At 75.1% G+C, this 23616-nt stretch carries 20 protein-coding genes; 6 read left to right on the top strand and 14 right to left on the bottom strand.

All coding sequences use genetic code 11. From position 1 onward, the window contains the following. Nucleotides 1-219: 219 nt before the first annotated feature. Nucleotides 220-2547, top strand: a complete 2328-nt coding sequence (locus D7231_RS26650) for a GH92 family glycosyl hydrolase (RefSeq protein WP_120758089.1) — start codon at nt 220-222, stop codon at nt 2545-2547. Between the two features lie 99 nt (nt 2548-2646). Further along, nucleotides 2647-4089 carry an amino acid permease gene (locus D7231_RS26645; RefSeq protein WP_120758088.1) on the top strand — a complete coding sequence of 481 codons (1443 nt, stop codon included), beginning with the start codon at nt 2647-2649 and terminating at the stop codon, nt 4087-4089. Between the two features lie 30 nt (nt 4090-4119). Here D7231_RS26645 and D7231_RS26640 read toward each other — a convergent pair whose 3' ends face one another. The 3 genes from D7231_RS26640 to D7231_RS26630 form a co-directional block, all read right to left on the bottom strand. Beyond that, nucleotides 4120-4983 carry an Fpg/Nei family DNA glycosylase gene (locus D7231_RS26640; RefSeq protein ID WP_120758087.1) on the bottom strand — a complete coding sequence of 288 codons (864 nt, stop codon included), beginning with the start codon at nt 4981-4983 and terminating at the stop codon, nt 4120-4122. Nucleotides 4984-5042: 59 nt separating this feature from the next. Continuing rightward, nucleotides 5043-6203 (bottom strand): FAD-dependent monooxygenase, encoded by a 1161-nt coding sequence (locus D7231_RS26635; protein ID WP_120758086.1) that lies wholly within the window; start codon nt 6201-6203, stop codon nt 5043-5045. A gap of 129 nt (nt 6204-6332) precedes the next feature. After that, nucleotides 6333-8729 carry an excinuclease ABC subunit UvrA gene (locus tag D7231_RS26630; protein WP_120758085.1) on the bottom strand — a complete coding sequence of 799 codons (2397 nt, stop codon included), beginning with the start codon at nt 8727-8729 and terminating at the stop codon, nt 6333-6335. 77 nt (nt 8730-8806) lie between these two features. Between D7231_RS26630 and D7231_RS26625 the strand changes: the two genes are divergently transcribed. Continuing rightward, nucleotides 8807-9535 carry a (2Fe-2S)-binding protein gene (locus D7231_RS26625; protein ID WP_120758084.1) on the top strand — a complete coding sequence of 243 codons (729 nt, stop codon included), beginning with the start codon at nt 8807-8809 and terminating at the stop codon, nt 9533-9535. Here the strand turns inward: D7231_RS26625 and D7231_RS26620 are convergent. Further along, entirely contained in the window at nt 9466-10167 is a 702-nt protein-coding gene (locus D7231_RS26620; protein ID WP_194959574.1) for a PAS domain-containing protein, read from the bottom strand. The two genes, D7231_RS26625 and D7231_RS26620, sit on opposite strands and share 70 nt — an antisense overlap. A gap of 268 nt (nt 10168-10435) precedes the next feature. Here D7231_RS26620 and D7231_RS26615 point away from each other — a divergent pair, with 268 nt between their 5' ends. Next, a complete protein-coding gene (locus D7231_RS26615; RefSeq protein ID WP_241999935.1) occupies nt 10436-11758 on the top strand; it encodes an NAD(P)/FAD-dependent oxidoreductase in 1323 nt (440 codons plus the stop codon). A gap of 20 nt (nt 11759-11778) precedes the next feature. On the opposite strand, the gene D7231_RS26610 is transcribed toward D7231_RS26615, so the two are convergent. The 6 genes from D7231_RS26610 to egtA form a co-directional block, all read right to left on the bottom strand. Next, nucleotides 11779-11994 (bottom strand): dodecin, encoded by a 216-nt coding sequence (locus tag D7231_RS26610; protein ID WP_120758082.1) that lies wholly within the window; start codon nt 11992-11994, stop codon nt 11779-11781. A 156-nt stretch (nt 11995-12150) separates the two neighbouring features. Further along, nucleotides 12151-12636 (bottom strand): universal stress protein, encoded by a 486-nt coding sequence (locus D7231_RS26605; RefSeq protein WP_241999934.1) that lies wholly within the window; start codon nt 12634-12636, stop codon nt 12151-12153. 9 nt (nt 12637-12645) lie between these two features. Continuing rightward, complete coding sequence (gene egtD / locus D7231_RS26600) at nt 12646-13638, bottom strand: L-histidine N(alpha)-methyltransferase (protein WP_120758081.1); 993 nt, start codon at nt 13636-13638, stop codon at nt 12646-12648. Further along, nucleotides 13635-14390 carry an ergothioneine biosynthesis protein EgtC gene (gene egtC, locus D7231_RS26595; RefSeq protein ID WP_120758080.1) on the bottom strand — a complete coding sequence of 252 codons (756 nt, stop codon included), beginning with the start codon at nt 14388-14390 and terminating at the stop codon, nt 13635-13637. The genes egtD and egtC overlap by 4 nt, the downstream gene beginning before the upstream one ends. After that, nucleotides 14390-15715 carry an ergothioneine biosynthesis protein EgtB gene (egtB, locus tag D7231_RS26590; RefSeq protein ID WP_120758079.1) on the bottom strand — a complete coding sequence of 442 codons (1326 nt, stop codon included), beginning with the start codon at nt 15713-15715 and terminating at the stop codon, nt 14390-14392. Before egtB ends, egtC begins: the two co-directional genes overlap by 1 nt. Then, on the bottom strand, nt 15712-17010 hold the full coding sequence (gene egtA / locus D7231_RS26585; RefSeq protein WP_241999933.1) for an ergothioneine biosynthesis glutamate--cysteine ligase EgtA: 1299 nt from the start codon (nt 17008-17010) through the stop codon (nt 15712-15714). The genes egtB and egtA overlap by 4 nt, the downstream gene beginning before the upstream one ends. 96 nt (nt 17011-17106) lie before the next feature. On the opposite strand from egtA, the gene D7231_RS26580 reads away from it, so the two are divergent. Then, nucleotides 17107-18405 (top strand): cytochrome P450, encoded by a 1299-nt coding sequence (locus D7231_RS26580; RefSeq protein WP_241999932.1) that lies wholly within the window; start codon nt 17107-17109, stop codon nt 18403-18405. Here the strand turns inward: D7231_RS26580 and D7231_RS26575 are convergent. The 4 genes from D7231_RS26575 to D7231_RS26560 all read right to left on the bottom strand — a co-directional run bounded on the left by D7231_RS26575 (nt 18383) and on the right by D7231_RS26560 (nt 22681). Next, nucleotides 18383-19138, bottom strand: a complete 756-nt coding sequence (locus D7231_RS26575; protein WP_120758077.1) for a bestrophin-like domain — start codon at nt 19136-19138, stop codon at nt 18383-18385. The genes D7231_RS26580 and D7231_RS26575 overlap by 23 nt on opposite strands. A gap of 94 nt (nt 19139-19232) precedes the next feature. Beyond that, nucleotides 19233-19790 (bottom strand): hypothetical protein, encoded by a 558-nt coding sequence (locus tag D7231_RS26570; RefSeq protein WP_120758076.1) that lies wholly within the window; start codon nt 19788-19790, stop codon nt 19233-19235. Nucleotides 19791-20159: 369 nt separating this feature from the next. Beyond that, nucleotides 20160-21038 carry a crotonase/enoyl-CoA hydratase family protein gene (locus tag D7231_RS26565; protein WP_120758075.1) on the bottom strand — a complete coding sequence of 293 codons (879 nt, stop codon included), beginning with the start codon at nt 21036-21038 and terminating at the stop codon, nt 20160-20162. Continuing rightward, a complete protein-coding gene (locus D7231_RS26560; RefSeq protein ID WP_120758074.1) occupies nt 21035-22681 on the bottom strand; it encodes an acyl-CoA dehydrogenase family protein in 1647 nt (548 codons plus the stop codon). Before D7231_RS26560 ends, D7231_RS26565 begins: the two co-directional genes overlap by 4 nt. A 126-nt stretch (nt 22682-22807) precedes the next feature. Between D7231_RS26560 and D7231_RS26555 the strand changes: the two genes are divergently transcribed. Beyond that, complete coding sequence (locus D7231_RS26555; RefSeq protein WP_120758073.1) at nt 22808-23557, top strand: PaaX family transcriptional regulator C-terminal domain-containing protein; 750 nt, start codon at nt 22808-22810, stop codon at nt 23555-23557. Nucleotides 23558-23616 lie beyond the last annotated feature (59 nt).

Here is a 23616-nt window from a genome sequence, read left to right as displayed (position 1 = left end):
TAACACCTGAGGCGTCAAGAAGTTTTCGGCGGGCTCGTGCGGACCTGGTGCGGGGGTGCGTGACCCGGAGGGGCTCGCTCCGCCCGGAGTGAGCCGTCAGTGACCGCTGTCGCCACGTCTGCCGCGCGGGGCATCATGACAGCACGTCAACCACTCGCTACCCTCGGCGCTGACAACGATGTCGGCATCCTACGTGGCGTCACCCGAGGGGCGTGGACGATGAGATGGACCGGACACCTGCGCTCGCGCACCTGCGCGGCCGCACTCGCACTCGCGGCGGTACTGGGCGGGATCTCGCTCACCGCCCCGGAGCCGGCCACCGCGGCCGGCGGGCTCACCGGCCTGGTGAACCCCTTCATCGGCACCCAGAACGAGGGGAACACCTTCCCCGGCGCGGCCGTGCCGTTCGGCATGGTGCAGCTCTCTCCCGACACCGGCCACAGCACGGGCTACGACTACAAGCAGAACCACATCCGCGGCTTCAGCACCGTGCACCTCTCCGGCGTCGGCTGCCGCATCGGCGGCGACCTGCCCGTGCTGCCCACCACGGGTGACGTGAAGCAGACCGACAACGCCCGCTACGCCGCGGAGTTCAGCCACCGCGACGAGACCGCCCGCCCGGGCTACTACCGGGTCGGCCTCTCCTCCTACGGCGGGATCACCGCCGAGCTCACCGCGGGCCGCCGCACCGGCCACCAGCGCTACACCTTCCCCGCCACCGACAAGGCCAACGTCCTGCTCAACACCGGGCAGTCGCTGCACCGGACCGTCTCCACGACCGCCGAGGTCCTCGACTCCCGGACCGTCCGCTCCGCCATCACCGGCCGCGGCTTCTGCCAGGACACCCGCCCGTACACGGTCTACACGATCACGCGCTTCGACCGGCCCTTCACCGCCTTCGGCACCTGGAACGGCGACCAGGTCTCCCAGGGCACCCGGAAGTCCGTCTCGACCGGCCGCAACGGCGCCTGGGTGCGCTTCGACACCACCCGCGACCGCACGGTGGAGGCCACCACGGCCATCAGCTACGTCGACGCGGACGGCGCCGCCGGCAACCTGCGCGCGGAGGACGACGGCTTCGACCGCACGGCCCGCGCCGCGCGCGACGCCTGGGAGCGACGCCTGGACGACGTACGCGTCCAGGGCGGCCCCGAAACGCTGCGCCGCACCTTCTACTCCTCGCTGTACCGCGCGTTCCTGGCGCCCAGCATCGGCAGCGACGCCGACGGCCGCTACACCGGCTGGGACCAGCGCGTCCACCGCGCCCGCGACTTCACCTACTACCAGAACTGGTCCCTGTGGGACACCTACCGCACCCAGGCGCAGCTGCTCGCGCTGCTCGCGCCGCAGGAGTCGCGGGACATGGCCCTGTCGGTGCTGCGGGTGGAGGCGGACGGCGGCTGGCTGCCCAAGTGGGGCTACGGCACGGTCGAGACGAACATCATGACCGGCGACCCGGTGACCCCCTTCCTCACCAACGCCTACCAGCACGGGCTGCTGAAGGGCCACGAGGAGGAGGCGTACCGCGCGCTGAAGCGCAACGCCGACGGCGTGCCGCCCAAGGACTCCCCGTACGTGGGCCGCGACGGCAACGACCGGTACATCAAGGACGGTTACGTGCCCTGCACGCCCTCCCGGCCCAAGGACAAGCCGGGCGACTCCGACCTGCACCAGGGCGGCTCGGCGACGCTGGAGTACGCCCTGGCCGACGGCATGCTCGCGAAGATGGCCCGCTCCCTGGGCCACCGCGCGGACGCCGAGCGCTACGCCGAGCGCTCCCGCAACTACCGCAACGTCTACGACCCGTCGACGGGCTTCTTCCGCGCACGCGGCGCCGACGGCGCGTTCACGGGCCCGGCCGACCCGGCGAAGAGCACCTGCTTCCACGAGGGCACCGCGTGGCAGTACCAGTGGCTCGTGCCGCAGGACCTGCCGGGGATGGTCGAGCTGATCGGCGGCAAGGAACGGGCGAACAGCCGGCTCGACTCCTTCTTCGCCTACGACCGGCTGCTGCGCGACCCCGCGCGCACGGCCCGCGAGGTGTGGGTCCACGGCCCGTACGACTACTACAACGCCGACAAGTACAACCCGCAGAACGAGCCTGACCTGATCGCCCCGTACACGTACCTGTCGACCGGGCAGCCCTGGAAGACGACGGACGTCGTGCACGCCGCGCTCACCCTCTTCACCGACGCGCCCACCGGGATGACCGGAAACGACGACCTGGGCACGATGTCGGCGTGGATGGTGCTCTCCGCCATCGGCGTGTTCCCCGTCCAGCCCGGTGCGGACGTGTGGGGGCTCAGCACACCGGTGTTCGACCGGGTGGACGTGGACCTCGGCGGCAGCCGCTTCACCGTGACCGCCCGCGGGACCTCCGACCGCGAGCGCTATGTGCAGTCGGTGCGGCTCGACGGTGAGCGCTACGGGCGGACGTACCTGACCTCACGGCAGATCACCGACGGCGGCCGGCTCGACTTCACGGTCGGCGACACCCCCTCGGAGTGGGGCACCGGGGACGCCGCCGTGGCACCCGCCATCGGCTGAACCCTGCCCGCCGGCGCGGGGCGGCGCCTTCCGTCGCCGCCCCTTGCGGTCCATGATGACCGCGATGATCCGCCGTCAGCGCCGACGAGAGGACATGACATGGCCGGGCTCCGAGCGGGACAGGGCATTCTGCGCCGCAAACCGATCGAGACGATCGAGGAGGCGGAGGAGGCCGAGGCGCACGGCGAGCACCTGTCCCGGTCCCTGGGCCTGGTGCAGCTCACGGCGATCGGCGTCGGAGGCATCATCGGCGCGGGCATCTTCAGCCTCGCCGGCACCATCGCCAACGGCGTCGCCGGGCCGGCCGTGCTCGTCTCCTTCCTCATCGCGGGCATCGCGAGCGCGGCGGCGGCGTTCTCGTACGCGGAGTTCGCCGGCCTGATCCCGCGGGCCGGGTCCGCCTACACCTACGGCTACGCCGTCCTCGGCGAGATCGGCGGCTGGTTCATCGGCTGGGACCTGCTGCTGGAGTACACGGCGATCGTCTCGGTCGTGGCCATCGGCATCTCCGGCTACATCAACTTCCTGCTCGGGGAGACGAACGCCCACCTGCCGGCGTGGATGCTCGGCGCGCCGGGCACCGGCTCGGGGCACCGCGTGGACCTGTTCGCGGCGCTGCTGTGCCTGCTGATCGCCTGGCTGCTCACCATGGGCATCAAGAGCGCGGCCCGCTTCGAGACCGTGGTCGTGGTCCTCAAGGTCATCGTGGTGCTGCTGGTGATCGGCGTCGGCTTCTTCCACATCAACTCCGGCAACTACACCCCCTTCTTCCCCTTCGGCGTCAGCGGCGCGTTCACCGGAGCGGCCACGGTCTTCTTCGCCGTCTTCGGCTACGACGCGATGTCCACGGCCGCGGAGGAGTCCAAGGACGCGCAGCGCCACATGCCCCGGGCGATCATGTACTCGCTCGCGATCTCGATGGTCCTGTACGTGCTGGCCTGCCTCGTGCTCACCGGCATGCAGAACTACAAGGACATCGACAAGGCCAGCGGCTTCTCCACCGCCTTCAAGTCGGTCGGGCTCAGCGGGATCGCGGACGTCATCGCGGTCGGCGCGATCATCGGCATCCTCACCGTCATGTTCACCTTCATGCTGGGCGTGACCCGGGTCTGGTTCGCGATGAGCCGCGACGGCCTGCTGCCGAAGTGGTTCGCCAAGACGCACCCGACGCGGCACGTGCCGACGCGCGTGACCTGGATCGTGGGGGTGGCGTCGGCGGCCATCGCGGGCCTCGTCCCCATCGGGGAGGCCGCCGAGCTGACCAACATCGGCATCCTGCTGGCGTTCGCGGTCGTGTGCACGGCGGTGATCGTGCTGCGCTACCGGCGGCCCGAGCTGCCGCGGTCGTTCCGCTGCCCGTGGGTGCCGGTGGTGCCCGGGGTCGGGGTCGCCGCGTCGATCTGGCTGATCACGTATCTCGCGTGGCAGACGTGGGTGCGGTTCGCGGTGTGGTTCGTGGTGGGCCTGGTGGTGTACTTCGCCTACTCGTACAAGCACTCGGAGCTCAGGCACGCGGACGCGAGGGGCATTCCGCAGGACTAGCCGGCCGGCGTCCCGGCCGCCCGGCGGAGGCTACTTCAGCAGGCGGGACAGCCGCCGGTCGGCGAGGGGCTTGCCGCCCGTCTGGCAGGTGGGGCAGTACTGGAGCGAGGAGTCGCTGAAGGACACCTCGCGGACGGTGTCGCCGCACACGGGGCACGGCTGCCCGGTGCGGCCGTGCACCCGCAGGCCGCTCTTCTTCTCCGCCTTCAGCTCGGCCGCGGCGTGGCCGCGCGCCCGCTCCACGGCCTCGTGCAGCACGGTGCGCAACGCCCCGTACAGGGCGGCGGTCTCGTCCTCCGTCAGGCTCGCGGCGAGCTTGAAGGGCGACATGCGGGCCGCGTGCAGGATCTCGTCCGAGTACGCGTTGCCGATGCCCGCGATCACGCTCTGGTCGCGCAGGACGCCCTTGAGCTGCCGCCGCTCGTCGCGCAGCAGCGCGGCGAAGGCGTCCGGGGTGAAGTCCGGGGAGAGCGGGTCGGGGCCGAGCCGGGCGACGCCGGGCACGTCTGCGACGTCGCGTACGCAGTAGGCGGCCAGCCGCTTCCGGGTCCCTGCCTCCGTGAGGTCGAAGCCGCCGCCCCCGGCGAGCCGCACCCGCAGCGCGAGGGGCCCCTTGCCGGGGCGGGGCGGCGCCTCGGGCAGGCTGTCCTGCCAGCGCAGCCAGCCCGCGCGGGCCAGGTGCACGACGAGGTGCGGTCCGCCGCCGGTGGCGAGGCCGAGGAACTTGCCGTACCGGCGCACGGAGGTCACCTCCCGGCCCTCCAGGGCCGCAAGCGGCGGATCGTAGGTCTTGAGGACGCTCACGGCCACGGGCAGCACGCGCTCGACCGTACGGCCGACGAGACGCCCGGTGAGGAACCCGGCGAGCGCCTCGACCTCCGGCAACTCGGGCATGGCTCCAGTCTCCCGCAGCGGGGGCACCCGGCAAGCGGGGCGCGCCCCGGCTGCCGTGGTCAGGCCACGGGCTCGTCCCAGTCGAGGCGGTACGACGTCAGCCAGTCGTCCGCCCCGTCGGAGCTCGCGGGCGTTCGCCGCTCACCGGGCGGTGGCGCGGCGATGCGCCCCGCCATCGTGGCGCTCAGCGCCACCACCCGCTCCACGCGCTCGCGCCGCAGCCGCTCGTACGCGGCGAAGGCCCGCTCCGGGCCGGGCAGGTCGCGCAGGCAGCGCGCGAGGACGACGCTGTCCTCGATGGCCATCGAGGCGCCCTGCGCGGCGTTCGGCGCGGTGGCGTGCACGGCGTCGCCCACGAGCACGGCGCGGTCGCTGTGCCAGACCGGCAGCGTGGGGATGTCGTAGGCGTTCACGCCGACGACGGCGTCGCCCGTGGCGGCGACGAGCCCGGTCACAGGCGTGTGGTCGCCGGCGAAGGCCGCAAGGACGCGCTCCCGCCACCCCGCGGGGCTGATCGCGGCGAGCGCAGGGCGGGGCTGCTCGGGCGCGGGGATGTTGGCGAACCAGTACGTGGAGCCGTCGGGCGCGCTCGTGCAGCCGAAGAAGGCGCGCTGCCCGAAGACCATCCGGTACGTGCGGTCCGGGACGGCGTGCCCGGCGTCGTGCGCGCGGCCGCAGACCGTGAGCTGGCCGGTGTGGCGGGGCGGGGGCGCCGCGGGGTCGAGGAGGGTGCGGGTGCGGGAATGTATGCCGTCGGCGCCGATGAGGACGTCGCCCTCGGTGCGCGTGCCGTCCGCGAAGTACGCGACGACGCCGTCCGGGCCGGTCGTGGCGTCCACGAGCCGCTTGCCGTACGCGACGCGGACGCCCCGGCGGACGGCCTCGTCGCGCAGCGCCCGGTAGAGGGCGGCGCGCTGAAGGGTGCGCGGGCTCAGGCCGTTGCCGCCCGCGCCGGTGAGGGGCCGGGCGCCGAGCCGCGCGCCGGTCGGGCCGAGGAACTCCACGGTGTCCGCGGGGAAGGAGCACGCGAGGACGGGCCCGTCGGCGCCGATGGTGCGGAGCGCGGCCAGGCCGTTGGCGAAGAGGACGAGGAACGCCCCGAGGCGGTCCGCACCGGTCGGATGCGCCTCGTGGACGGTCGCTTCGATGCCGGCGCGCCGCAGCGCCATCGCGGTGACGGGGCCGGCGATGCCGCCGCCGATGACCAGGGCGTGGGTCATGCTCCGAGCGTATCGGGGGAGGGGGGCGGCCCGTCCAGAGCGCGGGGGCGCATCCGCTGCGGCTCCGGGCTCGCGCGGATCAGCCTCGCCCCCGGCCGGGCCCTCCGCGCGGCGCGGGAGTCGCGGCAGTCAGCTTCCGCCCCCGTCCAGCGCCTCCGCCAGGTAGCGCGCCGTCACGCTTCCCGCGGCCTGCGCCACCTCCCTCGGCGTGCCCGACGCCACCACGCGGCCGCCCGCCGCGCCGCCGCCCGGGCCGAGGTCCAGGACGTGGTCCGCGGCCGCGGCGACCGTCATGTCGTGTTCCACCACCACGACCGTGTTGCCCGCGTCGACCAGGCCGTGCAGCTGCCGCATGAGCAGCTCGGTGTCGGCCGGGTGCAGGCCGGTGGTGGGCTCGTCCAGGACGTAGAGGGTGTGGCCGCGGTGCGTGCGCTGGAGCTCCGTGGCGAGTTTGATGCGCTGCGCCTCGCCGCCGGAGAGCTCCGTGGCCGGCTGGCCCAGCCGCAGGTAGCCGAGGCCGACGTCCTGGAGGGTGCGCAGGCCGCGGCGCGCGGCCGGCACGTCGCCGAGGAATCCGGCCGCGGCGTCGACGGTCATGCCGAGGACCTCGGCGATGTTCGCGCCCCGGTAGGTGATCTCCAGCGTCTCCGGGTTGTAGCGCGCCCCGCCGCACGCGTCGCACGGGGCGTACGAGCCGGGCAGGAAGAGGAGCTCGACGGCGACGAAGCCCTCGCCCTGGCAGGCCTCGCAGCGCCCGGCGGCGACGTTGAAGGAGAACCGGCCCGCGGTGTAGCCGCGCTCGCGGGCGCCGTCCGTCGCGGCGAACACCTTGCGGACGGCGTCGAAGAGCCCGGTGTACGTGGCGAGGTTGGAGCGCGGCGTGCGGCCGATCGGCTTCTGGTCGACGCGTACGAGGCGGTCGACGGCGGCCAGCCCCTCGGCCGCGAACTCCGGCTCGCCGCCCTCCAGGTGGTCCGCGACCGCCCCGGCGAGGACCTGTCCGACGAGCGTGGACTTGCCGGAGCCGGACACGCCCGTGACGGCGGTGAACACGCCCAGCGGGAACTCCGCGTCGAGGCCGCGCAGATTGTGCCGGGTGACGCCGCGCAGGCGCACCGCGCCGGACGGCTTGCGGGGCGTGCGCGGCGCCGGAGCCTGCCCGGCGAAGACGAAGCGGCGGGTCGCGGACTCCGCGACGCAGGCCAGGCCCTCGACCGGGCCGCTGTAGAGGACCTGCCCGCCGTGCTCCCCGGCCCCCGGGCCGACCTCGACGATCCAGTCGGCCCGGCGCACGACGTCCATGTGGTGCTCGACGAGGAACAGGGAGTTGCCCGCGGCCTTGAGCCGGTCCAGGACGGTCAGGAGCGCGGCGCTGTCCGCCGGGTGCAGGCCCGCGGAGGGCTCGTCCAGGACGTACACCACGCCGAAGAGGCCCGAGCGCAGCTGGGTCGCGAGCCGCAGCCGCTGGAGCTCGCCCGCGGACAGGGTCGGGGTGGGCCGGTCCATGGCGAGGTAGCCCAGGCCGAGCTCCGTGAGCACCTCAATGCGGGCGACGAGGTCCCGGGCGAGGGTCGCCGCGGCGCCGTCACCGCCGGCGGCGGCGGGCCGCAGCGTCTCCGCGAGGGCGGACAGCGGCAGGGCGGCGAGCGCGGCGACGTCCTGCCCCGCGAAGGTGACGGCGAGCGCCTCCGGGCGCAGCCGCCTGCCGCGGCAGGCCGGGCAGGCGGCGCTGACCAGGTGCCGTTCGGCGCGGGCGCGCAGCGAGGCGCTCTTGGAGTCGGCGACGGTGTGCAGGACGTAGCGGCGGGCGCTCATGTACGTGCCCTGGTAGGGGCGCTGGATGCGCTCCGCGTCGCGTACGGGGTGGACGGTGACGACCGGCTGCTCGTCGGTGAAGAGGATCCAGTCGCGGTCCTCCTGCGGGAGCTCGCGCCAGGGCCGGCCGACGTCGTGGCCGAGGGCGTCGAGGATGTCCCGCAGGTTCTTCCCCTGCCAGGCGCCGGGCCAGGCGGCGATCGCGCCGTCGCGGATGGAGAGCGAGGGGTCGGGGACGAGCGAGTCCTCGGTGACCCGGTGCACCAGGCCGAGGCCGTGGCACTCCGGGCAGGCGCCGGCGGCGGTGTTCGGCGAGAACGCGTCGGAGTCGAGGCGCGCGGCGCCCTCGGGATAGTCGCCCGCGCGGGAGAACAGCATGCGCAGCGAGTTCGACAGCGTGGTGACCGTGCCGACGGAGGAGCGCGAGGTCGGCGCGGAGCGGCGCTGCTCCAGGGCCACGGCCGGCGGCAGCCCGGTGATCTCCTCGACCTTGGGCGCGCCCACCTGGTGGATCAGCCGGCGCGCGTACGGGGCGACGGACTCGAAGTAGCGGCGCTGGGCCTCGGCGTAGACCGTGCCGAACGCGAGGCTGCTCTTGCCGGAGCCGGAGACTCCGGCGAAGACGACGAGCGCGTCGCGGGGGATGTCGACGTCGACGGCCTTGAGGTTGTGCTCGCGGGCACCGCGGACCCGGACGTAAGGGTCGTGCATGGGGGACTCCGGGGGCGCGTGGTGGGGATCGGTACCGAGTTTATGTCCCCGCCCCGCGGAATGGGATCATCACCTCCATGCGCCTGACCCGCCTGTCCGAACTCGCGTCCGTGGGACCTTTCTTCGCGCTGCGGACCGGAGGGGCGCCCGCCGGGGCCGCGGAGTACGGACCGCTCGACGAGCCGACGGTGCGGGCGCGGGTGGAGACCGTCGCGCGGCGCCTCGGCACGGAGGACCGGCGCGTGGCCGCGTCCGTCGCCTACCAGGGCATCGCGGGGCGGCTGCTGTCGATCGCCCTGGGCTCGGCGGTCCTCACCGGCGAGGTCCCCGACCTCACGGGCGGGCGGTTGCGCTGGCACCCGGCCAACACCGCGCCCGACGACCTGTGGCTGCCGGACCCGGCGGCCCTGCCGCACCCCGCGCACGGCGGTCCCGCCGCCCTGATCCGCGAGCACGTCCTCCGCGGCCCGCTGGCGGACCTGCACCGCACCACGCGCGCGGTCGTCGCGGTCTCCGGCCGCCTCCTGTGGGGCAACGCCGCGTCCTCCCTCGCGGGCTCCCTGCGCGTGCTGCACACCTGGTGCTGCGACCAGGGCCGGCCGCAGGACGCGGCCCGCGCGACCGCCCTCGCCCGCGTCGTCCTCGACGACCCGCTGCTGCGCGGCACCGGCACCCTCACGGCGGGCGGCCCGCCGCACGCGGCGCCGTCCTTCGTCCGCAGCACGTGCTGCCTCTACTACCGCGTGCCGCCCGGCGGCACGTGCGGCGACTGCGTGCTCCGGCACGCGCCGCCCCGCGTGCGCTGAGGGAACGGGGCGGGCGGCCACTCGCGGGTCGAGAGCACCCCGAGGACGTACGCCTTCGCCACCAGCGCCGTGCGGTTGGGCACGCGCCAGCGCCGCGTGAGCCGCGTCAGGTGGTAATTGACCCCGTCCACGGTCAGGCCGACCGCCTTGCCGATGGCGGCCGTCGTCGCCCCCGCGGCGGCCAGGGCCAGGATGTGCCCCTCCACCACGCTGACCTCGGCCACCGGTTCCGCCGGGCGGGGGACCGTCTCGGCGGCGGCCCGCACCCGCAGCACCGCGAGCAGCATCGGGCTCGGCGGGAAGCCGTCGCCGACCGGGTCCACGAGCAGCTCGCCCTCCCGCTCGACGCCGCCCGCGCCCGCCAGCCAGCGCACCTCGATCGGGTGACGCGGCCGGCGGCCGAGCCTCAGCGCCTCGATGTGCCGGTCGAGCCGGCCCGGCAGCCGTGGCCGGAACAGCTCGTGCAGGTTCCGGCCGCGCAGCCGGCCCGGGGACGTGCCCCACTCGGCGGCCATGGCCGGGTTCGCGACCGTGACCTCGCCGTCCGGCCGGCAGACCGCGATCGGCGTCGGGATGCGGTCGAGGAGCAGCAGGAAATGATTGCGCCAACTGATGTATTCGTCGCTCACCACGGTATGCCCGGCCCCTCGCTCGTCCCGTGCCCGTCCAAGGGCCTGTCCAGTGCTTGCCCGGCGGGCCGCGCCCGGGAGCGTCGGGCCACGAACCACTGCACAATCGTGCAGTTCTGTATACGACCGGAATAAGCGACTTGCAGACCTGCCGGTCCGGGCCTCCCCGGGCCCCGGCATCCGTTCGGCCCCGTTTGGACCGCTGCCCTGCGGACAACCGGAGAACGCGGACCACCGGAGAACCCACGCAACCGGAACCCGGGAGGCGGGAGTGAGCAGCCGAGCCAGGATCGTCATCGCCGGAGCCGGATTCGCCGGCTACCAGGCCGCCCGCGAGCTGTCCCGAAAGGCGCGCGGCGCGGCCGAGATCGTGCTGGTCAACCCGCATGACCACTTCCTCTGCCTGCCCCTCCTGCCCGAGGTCGCGGCCGGCGTCCTCGAACCGCGCCGGGTGACGGTGTCCCTGACGGGGACGCTGCCGCACGTACGGCTGGTCCTCGGCCACGTGGACGCGGTCGACCTCGACGGGCGGAGCCTTACGTACACCGGCCCCGAGGGCGACCACGGATCCCTGCGCTACGACCGGCTCCTGCTCACCGTGGGCAGCGTCAACAAGCTGCTGCCCGTGCCCGGCGTGGCCGAGCGCGCCCACGGCTTCCGCGGCCTGCCCGAGGCCCTCTACCTGCGCGACCACGTCGTGCGCCAGACCGAGCTGGCCGCCTCCGCGGCCTCCGCGGAGGAATGCGCCGCCCGCCTGACCTTCGTGGTCGCCGGTGCCGGCTACACCGGCACCGAAGTGGCCGCGCACGGCGTCCTGTTCACGGACGCCCTCGTACGCCGCAACAGCGCCCTGCGCGCGGCGGGCGCCCGCCCCCGCTGGCTGCTGCTCGACCCGGCCCCGCGCCTCCTCCCCGGGCTGGACGAGCGCCTCTCACGCACCGCGGAGCGCGTGCTGCGCCGCCGCGGCGTGGAGATCCGCACGCGCACGACCGTCAAGGAGGCCACGCGCGAAGGCGTGCACCTGGACGACGGCGAGTTCGTCCCCACCCGCTCCCTCGTCTGGTGCGTCGGCGTCCGGCCGGACCCGCTGGTCGCCGGCCTCGGCCTGCCCACGGAACAAGGGCGGCTGTGCGTGGACGAGTACCTGGCCGTGCCCGGCCGGCCGGAGGTCCTCGCCTGCGGCGACGCCGCTGCCGTGCCCGACCTCACGCGGCCCGGCGAGTACACCCCCATGACCGCCCAGCACGCCCAGCGGCAGGGCCGGGCCGCCGCCCGCAACATCGCCGCCTCCTACGGGCGCGGCGAGCGCCGCCCGTACCGCCACCGCGATCTGGGCTTCACCGTCGACCTCGGCGGCGTCCAGGCGGCGGCCGACCCGCTGCACGTCCCGCTGTCCGGGCCCCTGGCCGCCGCCGTCACCCGCGGCTACCACCTGGCGGCCATGCCCGGCAACCGCATCCGCGTGGCCGCCGACCGGCTCCTGGACGCGGCCCTGCCCCGCCAGGGCGTCCAGCTGGGCCTCGTCCGCGCCGGCTCCGTCCCCCTGGACACCGAGACCCCGGAGACGGCCCGTACGCCCGGATGGGAGGAGTAAGGCGGGCCGTCTCCGGGGTCTCAGTCGCCGCCGTCCAGCCGGAAGCCGACCTTGAGGCCCACCTGGTAGTGCCCGATCGCGCCGTCCACCAGATGGCCTCTGATCTGCGTGACCTCGAACCAGTCGAGGTTGCGCAGCGTCTGGGAGGCGCGGGCGAGGCCGTTGCGGACGGCCTGGTCGACGCCGTCCGGGGAGGACCCGACGATCTCCGTCACGCGGTAGGTGTGGTGCGTCATGGGCGCTGCTCCAGGTGCTGGTGGAAGCGGTGCGGTCACCACCGAAGCGGTGCGGTCACCACCACCGTGGCGCACCCCGCGCCCACGCGCGAGGCGAGCGCGTACGCCCGGCTCACCGCGGCCGCCGGACGCCGACCGCCGTGAGCCCGTCGCCCGCTACGGCACCACCGTCACCGGCCAGCGTCCCGCCTTCACCAGGCGCACCGCGACCGAGCCGACGATGCGGTGGCCGGCGCGCTCCGAGGCGCCGACGACCACCGCGTCCGCCTTGAGGTCGTCGGCGGCCTGGACGAGGCCCTGGTAGGGGTCGCCGCGGAAGGTGTGGAACTCCCAGCGCACCCCGGGCTCGCCGCGCAGCCGGTCCGTCGCCTCGCGGATCTCGGCGAGGAGCTCCTCGGCGACCTCCTCCGTCGTCTCCGACACGGGCGCGCCCAGCGCCGCGCCGCCCGTCAGCAGCGGCTGCACGTAGACGACGGCGAGCAGCGCGTGCTGACGGCGGGCCAGGCCCGCGGCGTAGGCGGCGGCACGCCAGGACGTGCCGGAGCCGTCGACGCCGGCGACGATCACCTTCGGCCCGTCCGTGCCGCGCTCGAAGCCGGCCGGCAGGCCCCGGTTCTGCGGTTCGTTCAGCTCGTCCTTCACACGGCGAGGCTAACCGGCGCGCGCCGGCACCGGTACGGGCACCGACAGCGACAGCGCGAACCTCCCCTCCTCGTCCGTCCACCAGTGGGTGGTCTCCAGCCCGGCCGCCGCCAGCTCGGCCCGTACCCCCGGCTCGCGGAACTTGGCGGAGATCTCCGTGCGCAGTTCCTCGCCCGCGGCGAAGTGGACGGCCAGGTCGAGCGCGGGGATCTTCGCGACGAGGGCGCCGCGGGCCCGCAGCCGCATCTCGATCCACTCCTCCCGCGCGTCCCAGAGGGCGACGTGGTCGAAGGCGTCCGGGTCGAAGTCGGCCTCCAGTTCGCGGTTGATGACGGTGAGGACGTTCTTGTTGAAGGCGGCGGTCACGCCCGCCGCGTCGTCGTAGGCCCGCACCAGCGTCCGCTCGTCCTTGACCAGGTCCGTGCCCAGGAGCAGGGCGTCGCCGGGGGCCAGCTCGGCGCGGACGGCGGCGAAGAAGGCGGATCGTTCCTTCGGACGGAGGTTGCCGATGGTGCCGCCGAGGAAGGCGAGCAGGCGCGGCGCGGGCGCCGGCGGCAGGTGCAGGCCGTACTGGAAGTCGGCGACGAGGGCGTGCACCGTGAGCCCCGGGTGGTCGGCCAGCAGGCCTTCGGCCGCGCCGGTCAGGGCGCTCTCGCTGACGTCGACGGGCACGTAGTGGCGCAGCGCGTTCCGGGCGGTCAGGGCGCGCAGGAGGTGCCGGGTCTTGTCGGAGGAGCCGGAGCCGAGCTCCACGAGCGTACGGGCGCCGGTGGCCGTGGCGATCTCGTCCGCGCGGGCGATGATGATCTCGCGTTCGGCGCGCGTGGGGTAGTACTCGGGCAGCCGGGTGATCTCGTCGAACAGCTCGCTGCCGCGCGCGTCGTAGAACCACTTCGGCGGGAGCTCTTTGGGGGTGCGGGTCAGGCCCGTGGCGACGTCGGCGCGCAGGGCCGCGGCGGTCGCGTCGGCGGGGAGGGTGCGGGTCAGGGCGAACGGGCTCACGGGCAGGGCTCCTTGAGCGGTGTCAGGGTGACGGCGGTGCGGGTCGCGGTGAGCAGGGTGCGGTCGGGGACCTCGGTCCAGCGGGGGTCGTCGTCGTAGGGCTCGGAGGCGACCGCGGTGCGGCCGGCCGGGTCCGCCAGGTACCAGAGCGTGTCGCCCCAGGCGGTGGCGGCGATGGACGCGCCGTCGGTGAGCAGCAGGTTCAGCCGCGAGCCGGGCGCTGCCTCGGCGAGCTCGGCGACCGTGTCGGCCAGGGCGCCGCCGGGCGCGTCGCCGCCGCGCAGCCGGTGCTCGGCGAGCGCCCACACGAAGGCCGCGTCGCAGCGGGCCGCGAGCCGCAGCAGCGCCTCGGCGGGCAGCAGGGCGGCGAGCGGCGCGGCGCTGCCCGGCCAGCCGGCGACCGCGCCGTTGTGGCTGAACAGCCAGGGCCCGGCGGCGAACGGAGCGGCGGCGGCCTCGCCGTCGGCGCCCGCGCCGGTGGCGTCCCGTACGGCCGCGAGGAGGGCGCGGGTGCGCACGACGCGGGCGAGGTCGGCGAAGGACACGTCGGCCCAGATCGGCCCGGCGCGCCGGTAGCGCGCGGGCACCGGGTCGCCGTCCGCGTACCAGCCGACGCCGAAGCCGTCCGCGTTGACCGTGCCGTGGCGCTGCCGGCGCGGCGCCCAGGACTGGCGCACGAGGGAGTGCGGCGGGTCCGCGACGCTCGCGCCGATCGGCTCGGGCGGCCCCAGGACCGCGATGTGGCGGCACATCAGGCGGGCTCGGCGTCGCGCGCGGTCCGGAACCCGGCGAAGATCTGCCGGCGGACCGGGAGGTCCCAGTTGCGGAACGTGCCCCGGCAGGCGACCGGGTCGACGGCGAAGGACCCTCCGCGCAGCACCTTGTGGTCGCTGCCGAAGAAGACCTCCGAGTACTCCCGGTAGGGGAAGGCGCGGAACCCCGGATAGGGCAGGAAGTCGCTGGACGTCCACTCCCACACGTCGCCGATCAGCTGCCGGACGCCCAGCGGCGAGGCGCCCGCGGGGTAGGCCCCCACCGGCGCCGGCCGCAGGTGCCGCTGGCCGAGGTTGGCGTGCCCGGGCCCGGGGTCGGCGTCGCCCCACGGATAGCGCAGGGACCGGCCCGAGGCGGGGTCGTGGCGGGCGGCCTTCTCCCACTCGGCCTCGGTGGGCAGCCGTCGGCCCGCCCACGCGGCGTAGGCCGCGGCCTCGTACCAGCTGACGTGCAGGACCGGCTCGCCGGGCGGCACGGGCTCGACGGTGCCGAAGCGCCGCCGCACCCAGCGCGAGCCCGAGCGCCGCCAGAACAGCGGGGCCGCCAGCTTGTGCGCGCGGACCTGCCGCCACCCCTCCGGGTGCCACCAGCGGGCGTCGCCGTAGCCGCCGTCCTCGATGAAGCGCAGGTACGCGCCGTTGCTCACCGGCAGCGTGTCGATGAAGAACGACGGCACGAAGCGGTGGTGGGCGGGCCGCTCGTTGTCCAGCGCCCACGGCTCCGCCGACGTGCCCATCGTGAACGGGCCGCCCTCGACCAGCACCTCGGACGGCAGGAGCGCGGCGTCCGGCGGCGCCGCCGGCGGCTCGGGAGCGCCGAACGCCGCCGCCCCCCGCCTCAGCTGATGGGTGATCAGCATCGTCTCGTCGTGCTGCTGCTCGTGCTGGGCGATCATGCCGAACGCGAAGCCGGACTCGACCAGCGGACGGCCCTCGAACGGGACGGCGTCCAGGACGTCCAGCACCCGGCCGCGGACGTCCGCGACGTAGCTGCGGGCCTCGGCGGGCCGCAGCAGCGGCAGCGCGGGCCGCGCCGCTCTCGGGTGCTGGAACGCGTCGTACAGCGGGTCGAGCTCGGGGCGCAGCGCCTCGTGCCCGCCCACGGCGCGCAGCAGCCACTGCTCCTCCTGGTTGCCGATGTGCGCCAGGTCCCACACGAGTGGCGACATCAGGGGGGAGTGCTGCGCGGTCAGGTCGTGGTCGTCGACGCAGCCGGTGAGGAGCCGGGTGCGCGCACGGGCGCGGACCAGGGCGTCCGCGGCGCGCCGGCGGAGGGCGCCGGGATCCGTGGCGGGGGCGGTCATGCGGTGCTCTCCTTGCTCTCCCGGACGGGCTCGCCGGTGAGCCCGTCCAGGAGGTCGTCGGCGGGACAGCGGCCGCGGTCGACGTACTGCCCGGTGAAGGCGTCGACGGCCGCCAGCACGCGGGGCGTGGCACCGAGCCGGGGCAGGGCCTCGCGGGCGGCGGCGAAGCAGACGGCGGCGGCGGAGCGCAGCTCGGGGTCGGCGAGCCCGAGCCGCGAGGCGTTGCGCCAGAGCGCGTTGCGGGGCGCGGGCTCCTGGCCCGCCGTGTCGGCCAGGGCCTTGACGGCCCGGTAGGAGGTCTCGGCGGCCACGGGGTCGTCGAAGAGGGCGGCCGTGACGGCCAGCGGCACCACCCAGCCGTCCTCGCCCGGCTGGGCGTCGATCATGCGCAGCTCCAGGTGGCCGCGGGGCCGCACCGGGGGGAAGAGCGTGGTCAGGTGGTAGGCCACGTCGTCCGCGGTGGCCGGCCGGGGCCGCGCCGTGCGGGCCCAGCCGCGCAGGTCCAGCCCCCAGGGCGGCTCCCACGGGCCCTGCCCGGACCGTACGCACATGATCCGCGCGTCCAGGGCGTACGCGGTCCAGGCCTCCCGCGGGTCGGCGTCCTCGGCGGGGGCCAGCGTGCGGCTCGGGTCCATCCGCTCGTAGCAGGCCTGCCGGGTGGAGCGCCAGCCGGTGGGGCGGCCGCCGTCCAGCGGGGAGTTGGCGAACGCGGCCACGAGGACCGCGCCCAGCAGGTGGGCCAGCCGCCAGCGCCGCCCGAAGCCGAGCGGCCCGGGCTCCTCGTGCCCGGCGTCGACGCACACCTGCACCGAGGCGGTCTTCGTCATCACGGTGCGCCCGGCGCCGCCCCAGTGGTCGTGGAAGTCCTCCATCGCCCGGTAGCGGGGCGTGGTCAGGACGCGGCGCGGGGGATGCCAGGGGTCCTTGCCGTAGCCGGCGAGGAGGAGGCCGAGGGAGCGGAGCGCGGTTCGGGCCGCGGCCAGATCGGCGGAGACTTCCTCCACGCAGGCGGTGAGGGACTCCGCGGGGCGGGAGCTGAACTCCAGCTGGCCGCCGGGCTCGATGGTGATCAGGGAGCGCAGCGGGAGGGCCTGCAGCCGGTCGGCGGCGGCTGCCAGGCGGCGGGGGGAGACGGGCCGGGAGGGATCCTGTGCGTCGTGGACGAGCCATTCCAGTTCGACGCCGAGGAACCGCGGCGGGCCCGTCTTGAAACAGATCCCGCGGACCAGGGCCTCCGCTTCGGCGTCGTCGACGACGCGGGGCGGGCCCGCTTCGCCGCACCTGATGTCGGTCACTGTCCGTACCTCCGTCCGTCGTGCCGGCCGATGGTCACCCCACACATTGTGGCGAGCCCTTGACCCGCCCGCCAGAGGAGGGTTTACGGTCCACGCGTGACCGTAGAACAGGTGACCGACGACGTCTTCCTGCCCGGTACTTATGCCCGCGGCGTGCCCTACTCGCGCTTCCGGGAGCTGAGGGAGCACAGCCCCGTGCGCCGGATCGGGGAGCCGGCCGTCGGCCCCTGGCCGCCGGGCCCCGGCTTCTGGGCGGTCTTCCGGCACGCCGACGTCAAGCACGTCCTGCGCAGCCCGCAGACCTTCTCCTCGCACCTGGGCGCCACCCAGCTGCGCGACCCGGACACCGAAGCCGACCTGGAGTTCGTACGGGCCATGATGCTCAACCAGGACCCGCCCGGGCACAGCAGGCTGCGCCGGATCGTCGCCGCGTCCCTCACGCCGCGCGCCGCGCGCGAGCTGGAGCACGTGATCGACGCGCGGGCCCGGGCGCTGGTCGACGGCGTCGCGGACCGCGGCGAGGCGGACTTCGTGGCGCTCTCCGCGGACCTGCCCGTGCGGACCCTCGCCCACGTCCTGGGCGTCCCGCAGGAGGACGGAGCACTGATCCACGACTGGGCGAACCGGATCATCGGCTACCAGGACACCGACTACGCGCTGTCTCGGACCGCCCCGGACGGGCTGACGCCCATGGGGCGCGCCGCCCTCGCGCACCGGCCCGCCCCGCGCACCCGGCCCGACGGCCGCCCGGTCAACCCGCGCTCACGCGAGGCGCTGGCCGACATGTTCCACTACGCCCACGCGCTCGCCGAGCGGCCGGCCCCCGGCAGCGTGATGGCGGCCATGCGCGAAGGGGGACTCACCCGGGACGAGTTCGAGATGATGTTCTTCCTCTTCGCCGTCGCGGGGAGCGAAACCGTACGCAACGCCCTCCCCGGAGGCCTGCTGACGCTCCTCGACCACCCCGGCCAGCACGCCCTCCTGCGCACCCGGCCGGACCTGGTCCCCTCCGCCGTGGAGGAGATGCTGCGCTACTGGCCGCCGGTCGTGCACTTCCGGCGCACCGCCGCCCACGACACCGAGCTCGGCGGGCAGCTCATCCGGCGCGGCGAGAAGGTCGCCGTCTTCCACCCGTCCGCCAACCGCGACGAGCGCGTCTTCGCCGACCCGGACCGCTTCGACATCACCCGCAGCCCCAACGACCACGTCAGCTTCGGCTTCGGCCCGCACTTCTGCCTTGGCGCCCACCTCGCCCGCGCGCAGATGCGGGCCGTGCTGCGGGCGGTCCTCGACCGCCTGCCCGGCCTGGAGCGGGCGGGCGAGGCGGTGCGGCTCACGTCGAACTTCCAGAACGGCCTCAAGCACCTGCCCGTCAGATGGCGAACAGATCGGTGAACGGCGCGGTGGAGTCCGCGACGGTGTGCCCGAAGGGCGAGTTGAAGTCCCAGATCAGGAACAGCAGGAAGGCGATCAGGGCGCTGTAGAGGCCGGCCAGCAGCAGCTCGCGCGGCGAGCGCCGGATCTGGAGCGTGAAGATCAGCCCCACGGCGATCAGCGCACCCGCGACCAGGCCGAACCACACCACGCCCGGCATGGTGTCGCCCGCGCTCTGCGCCCGGGCGTTGCGCGCGGCGTCCGCGGCGCCGACCTGGTCCAGCAGCGGCTGGTAGGACTGGCCCTCGTGGTCGTTGCGCGGCTCGTACGAGGTGACGTCCTCGCGCACCTTGTCCAGCAGCATCGCCCCGCGGTCGGTCAGCTCGCCGCGCTTGAGCATCACCGGCCACTCCTTGTGCACCACGTAGCTCACGTAGGTGTTGACGTCCTCGCGCGTGCGGTCGCGGGCCGCCGGCGCGTACGCCTGCACCCGCTCGCTGACCTCGTGCAGCGCCTGGGCCTCGGTGAGGACCTGGTCCTGGGCGCCGTTGCGGGCCTCCCAGACGCCGGCGATGGCCAGGCCCAGCACGATGGCGTAGACAACGCCGATCATCATCGTCATGTACTCGATGACGTCGGGCGTCTCGCTCGGGTCGTCGTCCTCGCCGCGCCTGCGCTCCCGGAGCACGGTGATGGTCAGCACGACCGCGCATGCCGCGGCCATGGCGAGGACCAGGACCAGCCACTCGGACAAGGGAAACCTCCGGAAGACGAGAGATCGGGTACGGGCAGGGGTGCGGGTGCGCGGGTGCGCTATGCGCTGTGCGTACGGACCGGGTGTACGGGTGTCAGGAGCGGCGGCCGCCGCTGCCGCCGCCCCGGGGCCGCAGGATCGCCGCGGCGAGCACGGCCGGTGTGGTCAGCAGCAGGGTGAGGGTGACCAGGGACGCGCCGCCCTCGGGCGGGTGCGCGGCGGCCGCGTGGTAGGCGCGCGGAATGACGTGCGGGGGCGTGGGGGGTGCGGGCTCGGGCGCCGGGGGCGGCTCGCTGAGCGGCGCCGCCACGACCGGCTGCGCGGCGGGGGCCGGCGGGGGCGGCGCGGGCGCGCGGTGCACCTGGGGCGCGGGTGGCGGGAGTGCGGGGCGGGGCCGCGGTGGTGGTACGGGGCGGGGCGCGGGTGGTTGCGGGGGAAGCGGCGCGGCCAGGGGCGGGGCCTGGTGACAGCCGATGACGAGCGTCGCGGAGTCCGCCCCGTCACCGGCGGCGAGGGCGAGACAGCCGGGCCTGTTCACGATCACCGCGGCGGCGGTGTCGTCTCCGGGCCCACCGGGATCACCGGCCACCACGCGGAGCCGGCCGGGGCCGAACTCGACGAGGGAGGAGCCGGGGAGGTGACGACGGGGCACGGGCGACGGACCGCCGGGCGGGCGCTCTCCGGCGGCCGGGTGCGGCGGTTTTCCGGGGCGATGCCTGTCAGTCGGGCGGAGCTCACCGGTCGGGTGCTGCCCAGCTGCCCGGCGCTCCTGCTCACGGGCACCGTGCAGTCCGCCCGCCCGGACGCTCCGGTCCGGGACCGGGCCGGGACCAGGGTCCTCTCCCGGGGCGGGCCCCGCGCCCGCCGCCGGTCCCGTCGTCGCCAGTACGGCCGCGAAGGCCACGATCCCCGCACGCCCCGCGCGCACCCATCCGCTCACGGGGCGATCCTGCCGGTTGTCCAGCCCTCAACTGCCCCCTGACGGGGGCAATCCCACCGAAGGGATGAAGAACTGTGTGGTTTATGTGCGGGATTCACCCGGCGACGAGGGCGAAGGAGGCGTCCGCGTGAAGTCCCCGTGCCGGCCCGCCCCGGCGGAGAAGCGCGCCGCGCCCTCGGCGGCACCGGTCAATGACGCTTTTCCGTAGGTGAATTCGGCCGCCATCGCCGCCTCCTCGGTGAGGCCCTCCTGGCCGAGGACGGACGCCCGGTCGCCGCGCAGGCAGTCCTGGGGGAAGCCGGCGATCTCCGCCGCCAGCCGCTCCGCGGCGGCGCGGGCCGTGCCCGTGGGGACGACGCGGTCGGCGAGCCCCATCGCGTGCGCCTCGGGCGCGGGGACCGGACGGCCCGTCAGGACCATGTCCAGGGCGCGGCCCGTCCCGACCAGGCGGGGCAGGCGGACCGTGCCGCCGTCGATCAGCGGCACGCCCCAGCGGCGGCAGAAGACGCCGAAGACGGCGTCCTCCTCGGCCACCCGCAGGTCGCACCAGAGCGCGAGCTCCAGGCCGCCCGCGACGGCGTAACCGCTGACCGCCGCGATGACGGGCTTCGACAGCCGCATCCGCGTGGGCCCCATCGGGCCGTCGCCGCCGGGCTCCGCGCGGTTGCCGCGCTCGCCGCCGAACGCCTTCAGGTCGGCCCCGGCGCAGAACGTGCCGCCCTCGCCCCACAGCACCGCGACGAGAGCGTCGTCGTCGGCCTCGAAGGAGCGGAAGGCGTCGGCGAGCAGGAGCGCGGTCGGCCCGTCCACGGCGTTGCGGGCGTCCGGCCGGGACAGGACGACGGTGGTGACGGGGCCGCGGCGTTCGGTGCGGACCGCGGGGGCGGGCCCGCCGGCGGAGCGACTGCCTTGCTGCGTAGGGCCGTCCGGCCCCGCGCCCCCGTCGCCGTCCGCCGTCACTGCCCGGCCTTCGGCGCGGCGCGGTCGAGGATCTGCCCCAGGTCCGCCCCCGGCGGCAGCGTGCCGAACGCGTTGCCCCACTCTCCGCCGAGGCGGGAGGCGCAGAAGGCGTCGGCGACGGCCGGGGTGCTGTACCGGACGAGCAGGCTGCCCTGGAGGACGAGAGTGAGCTGTTCGGCCACGCGCCTGGCCAGGAGCTGGGCGCGGTTCGGGTCGCCGAGCGACCCGAGCAGGTCCCGCACGCGCGCGGCCGCGGCGTCGAGCCGGGCGTCCGCGCCCGCCGCCGCGCCGACCTCGGCGAAGTAGGCGTCCAGGGCGGCCGGTTCCCTGCCGAGCGCGCGCAGCACGTCGAGGGCGGCGACGTTGCCCGAGCCCTCCCAGATGGACAGCAGCGGGGCCTCGCGGTAGAGCCGCGGCATGCCGGACTCCTCGACGTAGCCGTTGCCGCCCAGGCACTCCAGCGCCTCGGCCGCGTGCGTGCTGCCGCGCTTGCAGACCCAGTACTTGCCGGCGGCGAGCGCGAGCCGGCGCAGCGCGGCCTCGGCGGCGTCGCCCGCGGAGGACCGGTCGAGCGCCGCCGCTAGCCGCATCGCGAGCACCGTCGCGGCCTCCGACTCCACCGCCAGGTCGGCCAGGACGTTGCGCATCAGCGGCTGGTCGATCAGCTCCGCCCCGAACGCCTTGCGGTGCGCCGCGTGATGCAGGGCCTGCCGCAGGCCCGCGCGCATGCCGGCCGCGGAGCCGATGACGCAGTCGAGCCGGGTCATGTTCACCATCTCGACGATCGTGCGCACCCCGCGGCCCGGCTCGCCGACCGGCCAGGCCACGGCCCGCTCGTACTCGATCTCGGCCGAGGCGTTGGAGCGGTTGCCGAGCTTGTCCTTGAGCCGCTGCAAGCGCATGGCGTTGCGGGTGCCGTCGGGCAGGACGCGCGGCATGAGGAAGCAGGTCAGCCCCTCCTCGGCCTGCGCGAGGACGAGGAAGACGTCGCTCATCGGCGCGGACGTGAACCACTTGTGGCCGGTGACGACGTACGAGCCGTCGCCCGCGGGCACGGCCGCGGTGGTGTTGGCGCGGACGTCCGAGCCGCCCTGCTTCTCCGTCATCGACATGCCCGCGATCAGGCCCTGCTTGCCGAGCGGGGGCCGCAGCCCGTAGTCGTACGTGCGGGAGGCCAGCAGCGGCTCGTAGGCGGCGGCCAGCGCGGGCTCGGCACGGAGCGCGGGGACGGCGGCGTAGGTCATCGAGACGGGGCAGCCGTGGCCGGGCTCGGCCTGGGCCCACGCGTAGAACTTCGCGGCCCGCACCAGGTGCGCGCCGGAGCGGGGCTCGGCCCAGGGCGCGGCGTGCTGGCCGCTCTCCACGGCGGCGGCCATCAGCTGATGCCAGGCCGGGTGGAACTCGACCTCGTCGACGCGGTGGCCGTACCGGTCGTGCGTGCGCAGCACCGGCGGGTGCGCCTCGGCCATGCGCGCCCAGTCCTGCACCTCCTCCGAGCCGGCTCGTGCGCCCAGCTCGCGGACCTCGGCCTCGCCCCACGCCCCGCCGTCGCGGCGCAGCGCCTCCAGCAGGGCGGGGTCGTCGGCAGTGGTGAAGCCGGTCAGGGGCGGGGCCTGGTTGAAGACTTCGTGCGTGGCGCTCACGGCGACCTCCTGCGGGGGCGGCATTACACTTTTATGATGCGTGATCCGAGACCGTAATGGATAGGCCGCGAGCGAAGGACCTTGAGGGAAGGCCCGGAGCGGGCGGTGGGTAGGTTGGGGCCGGCCATGGACGAATCCCTTTCGCTGCGCCCCCTGACCGCGCGCTCGGTCGTGCTCTCCACGCTCCTGGGGCACCACCCGCCCGCCCTGCCCGCCCGCGCCCTCGTCCGCGTGGGGGAGCTGTTCGGGACCGCGGAGGGCACGGTGCGGACGGCGCTGACCCGGATGGTCGCGGCGGGGGACCTGGAGCAGCGCGACGGCACGTACCGGCTCTCCGGCCGGCTCGTCGCCCGCCAGGCCCGCCAGGACGACAGCCGGGCGCCGCGCACCCGGAGCTGGGACGGCGACTGGGAGATCGCCGTCGTCACCGCCGACCGCCGTTCCGCGCCCGACCGCGCCGCCTTCCGGCAGGCCATGGCCGCGCTCCGCCTCGGCGAGCTCCGCGAGGGCTGCTGGATGCGCCCCGCCAACCTTCTGCGGGAGCCGCGGGACCGGCCGCCGGTCGTCACGGCCCAGTGCGCGCTGTTCACCGGCGCCCCGGAGGGCGACCCGGCGGCCCTCGCCGCGGCCCTGTGGGACCTGGACGGCTGGGCGGCCCGCGCCCGGGCCCTGGAGTCCGCCCTGCGCGAGGACCGCACGGCGGACCTGGCCGGGCGCTTCACGGTCTCGGCCGCCGTCCTCCGCCACCTCCTGGCGGACCCGGTCCTGCCGGCGGCCCTGCTGCCGGCGGACTGGCCGGGGGAGGGGTTGCGGCGCCGCTACGAGGCGTTCGACCGGGACTTCCGGGCCCTGCTGCGACGGCACATCGGCATATGACGCATGAATATGAGCAGTCTGTGACAGTTCTGCCGTTCGGAGGGCCGTGCGGCGCACGC

Origin of the sequence: Streptomyces klenkii (genome assembly GCF_003626645.1) — a bacterium.
GTDB classification, from domain to species: domain Bacteria; phylum Actinomycetota; class Actinomycetes; order Streptomycetales; family Streptomycetaceae; genus Streptomyces; species Streptomyces klenkii.
The sequence above is the reverse complement of the archived record's forward strand: the minus strand, read 5'-3'. Positions and strand labels throughout refer to the sequence as shown.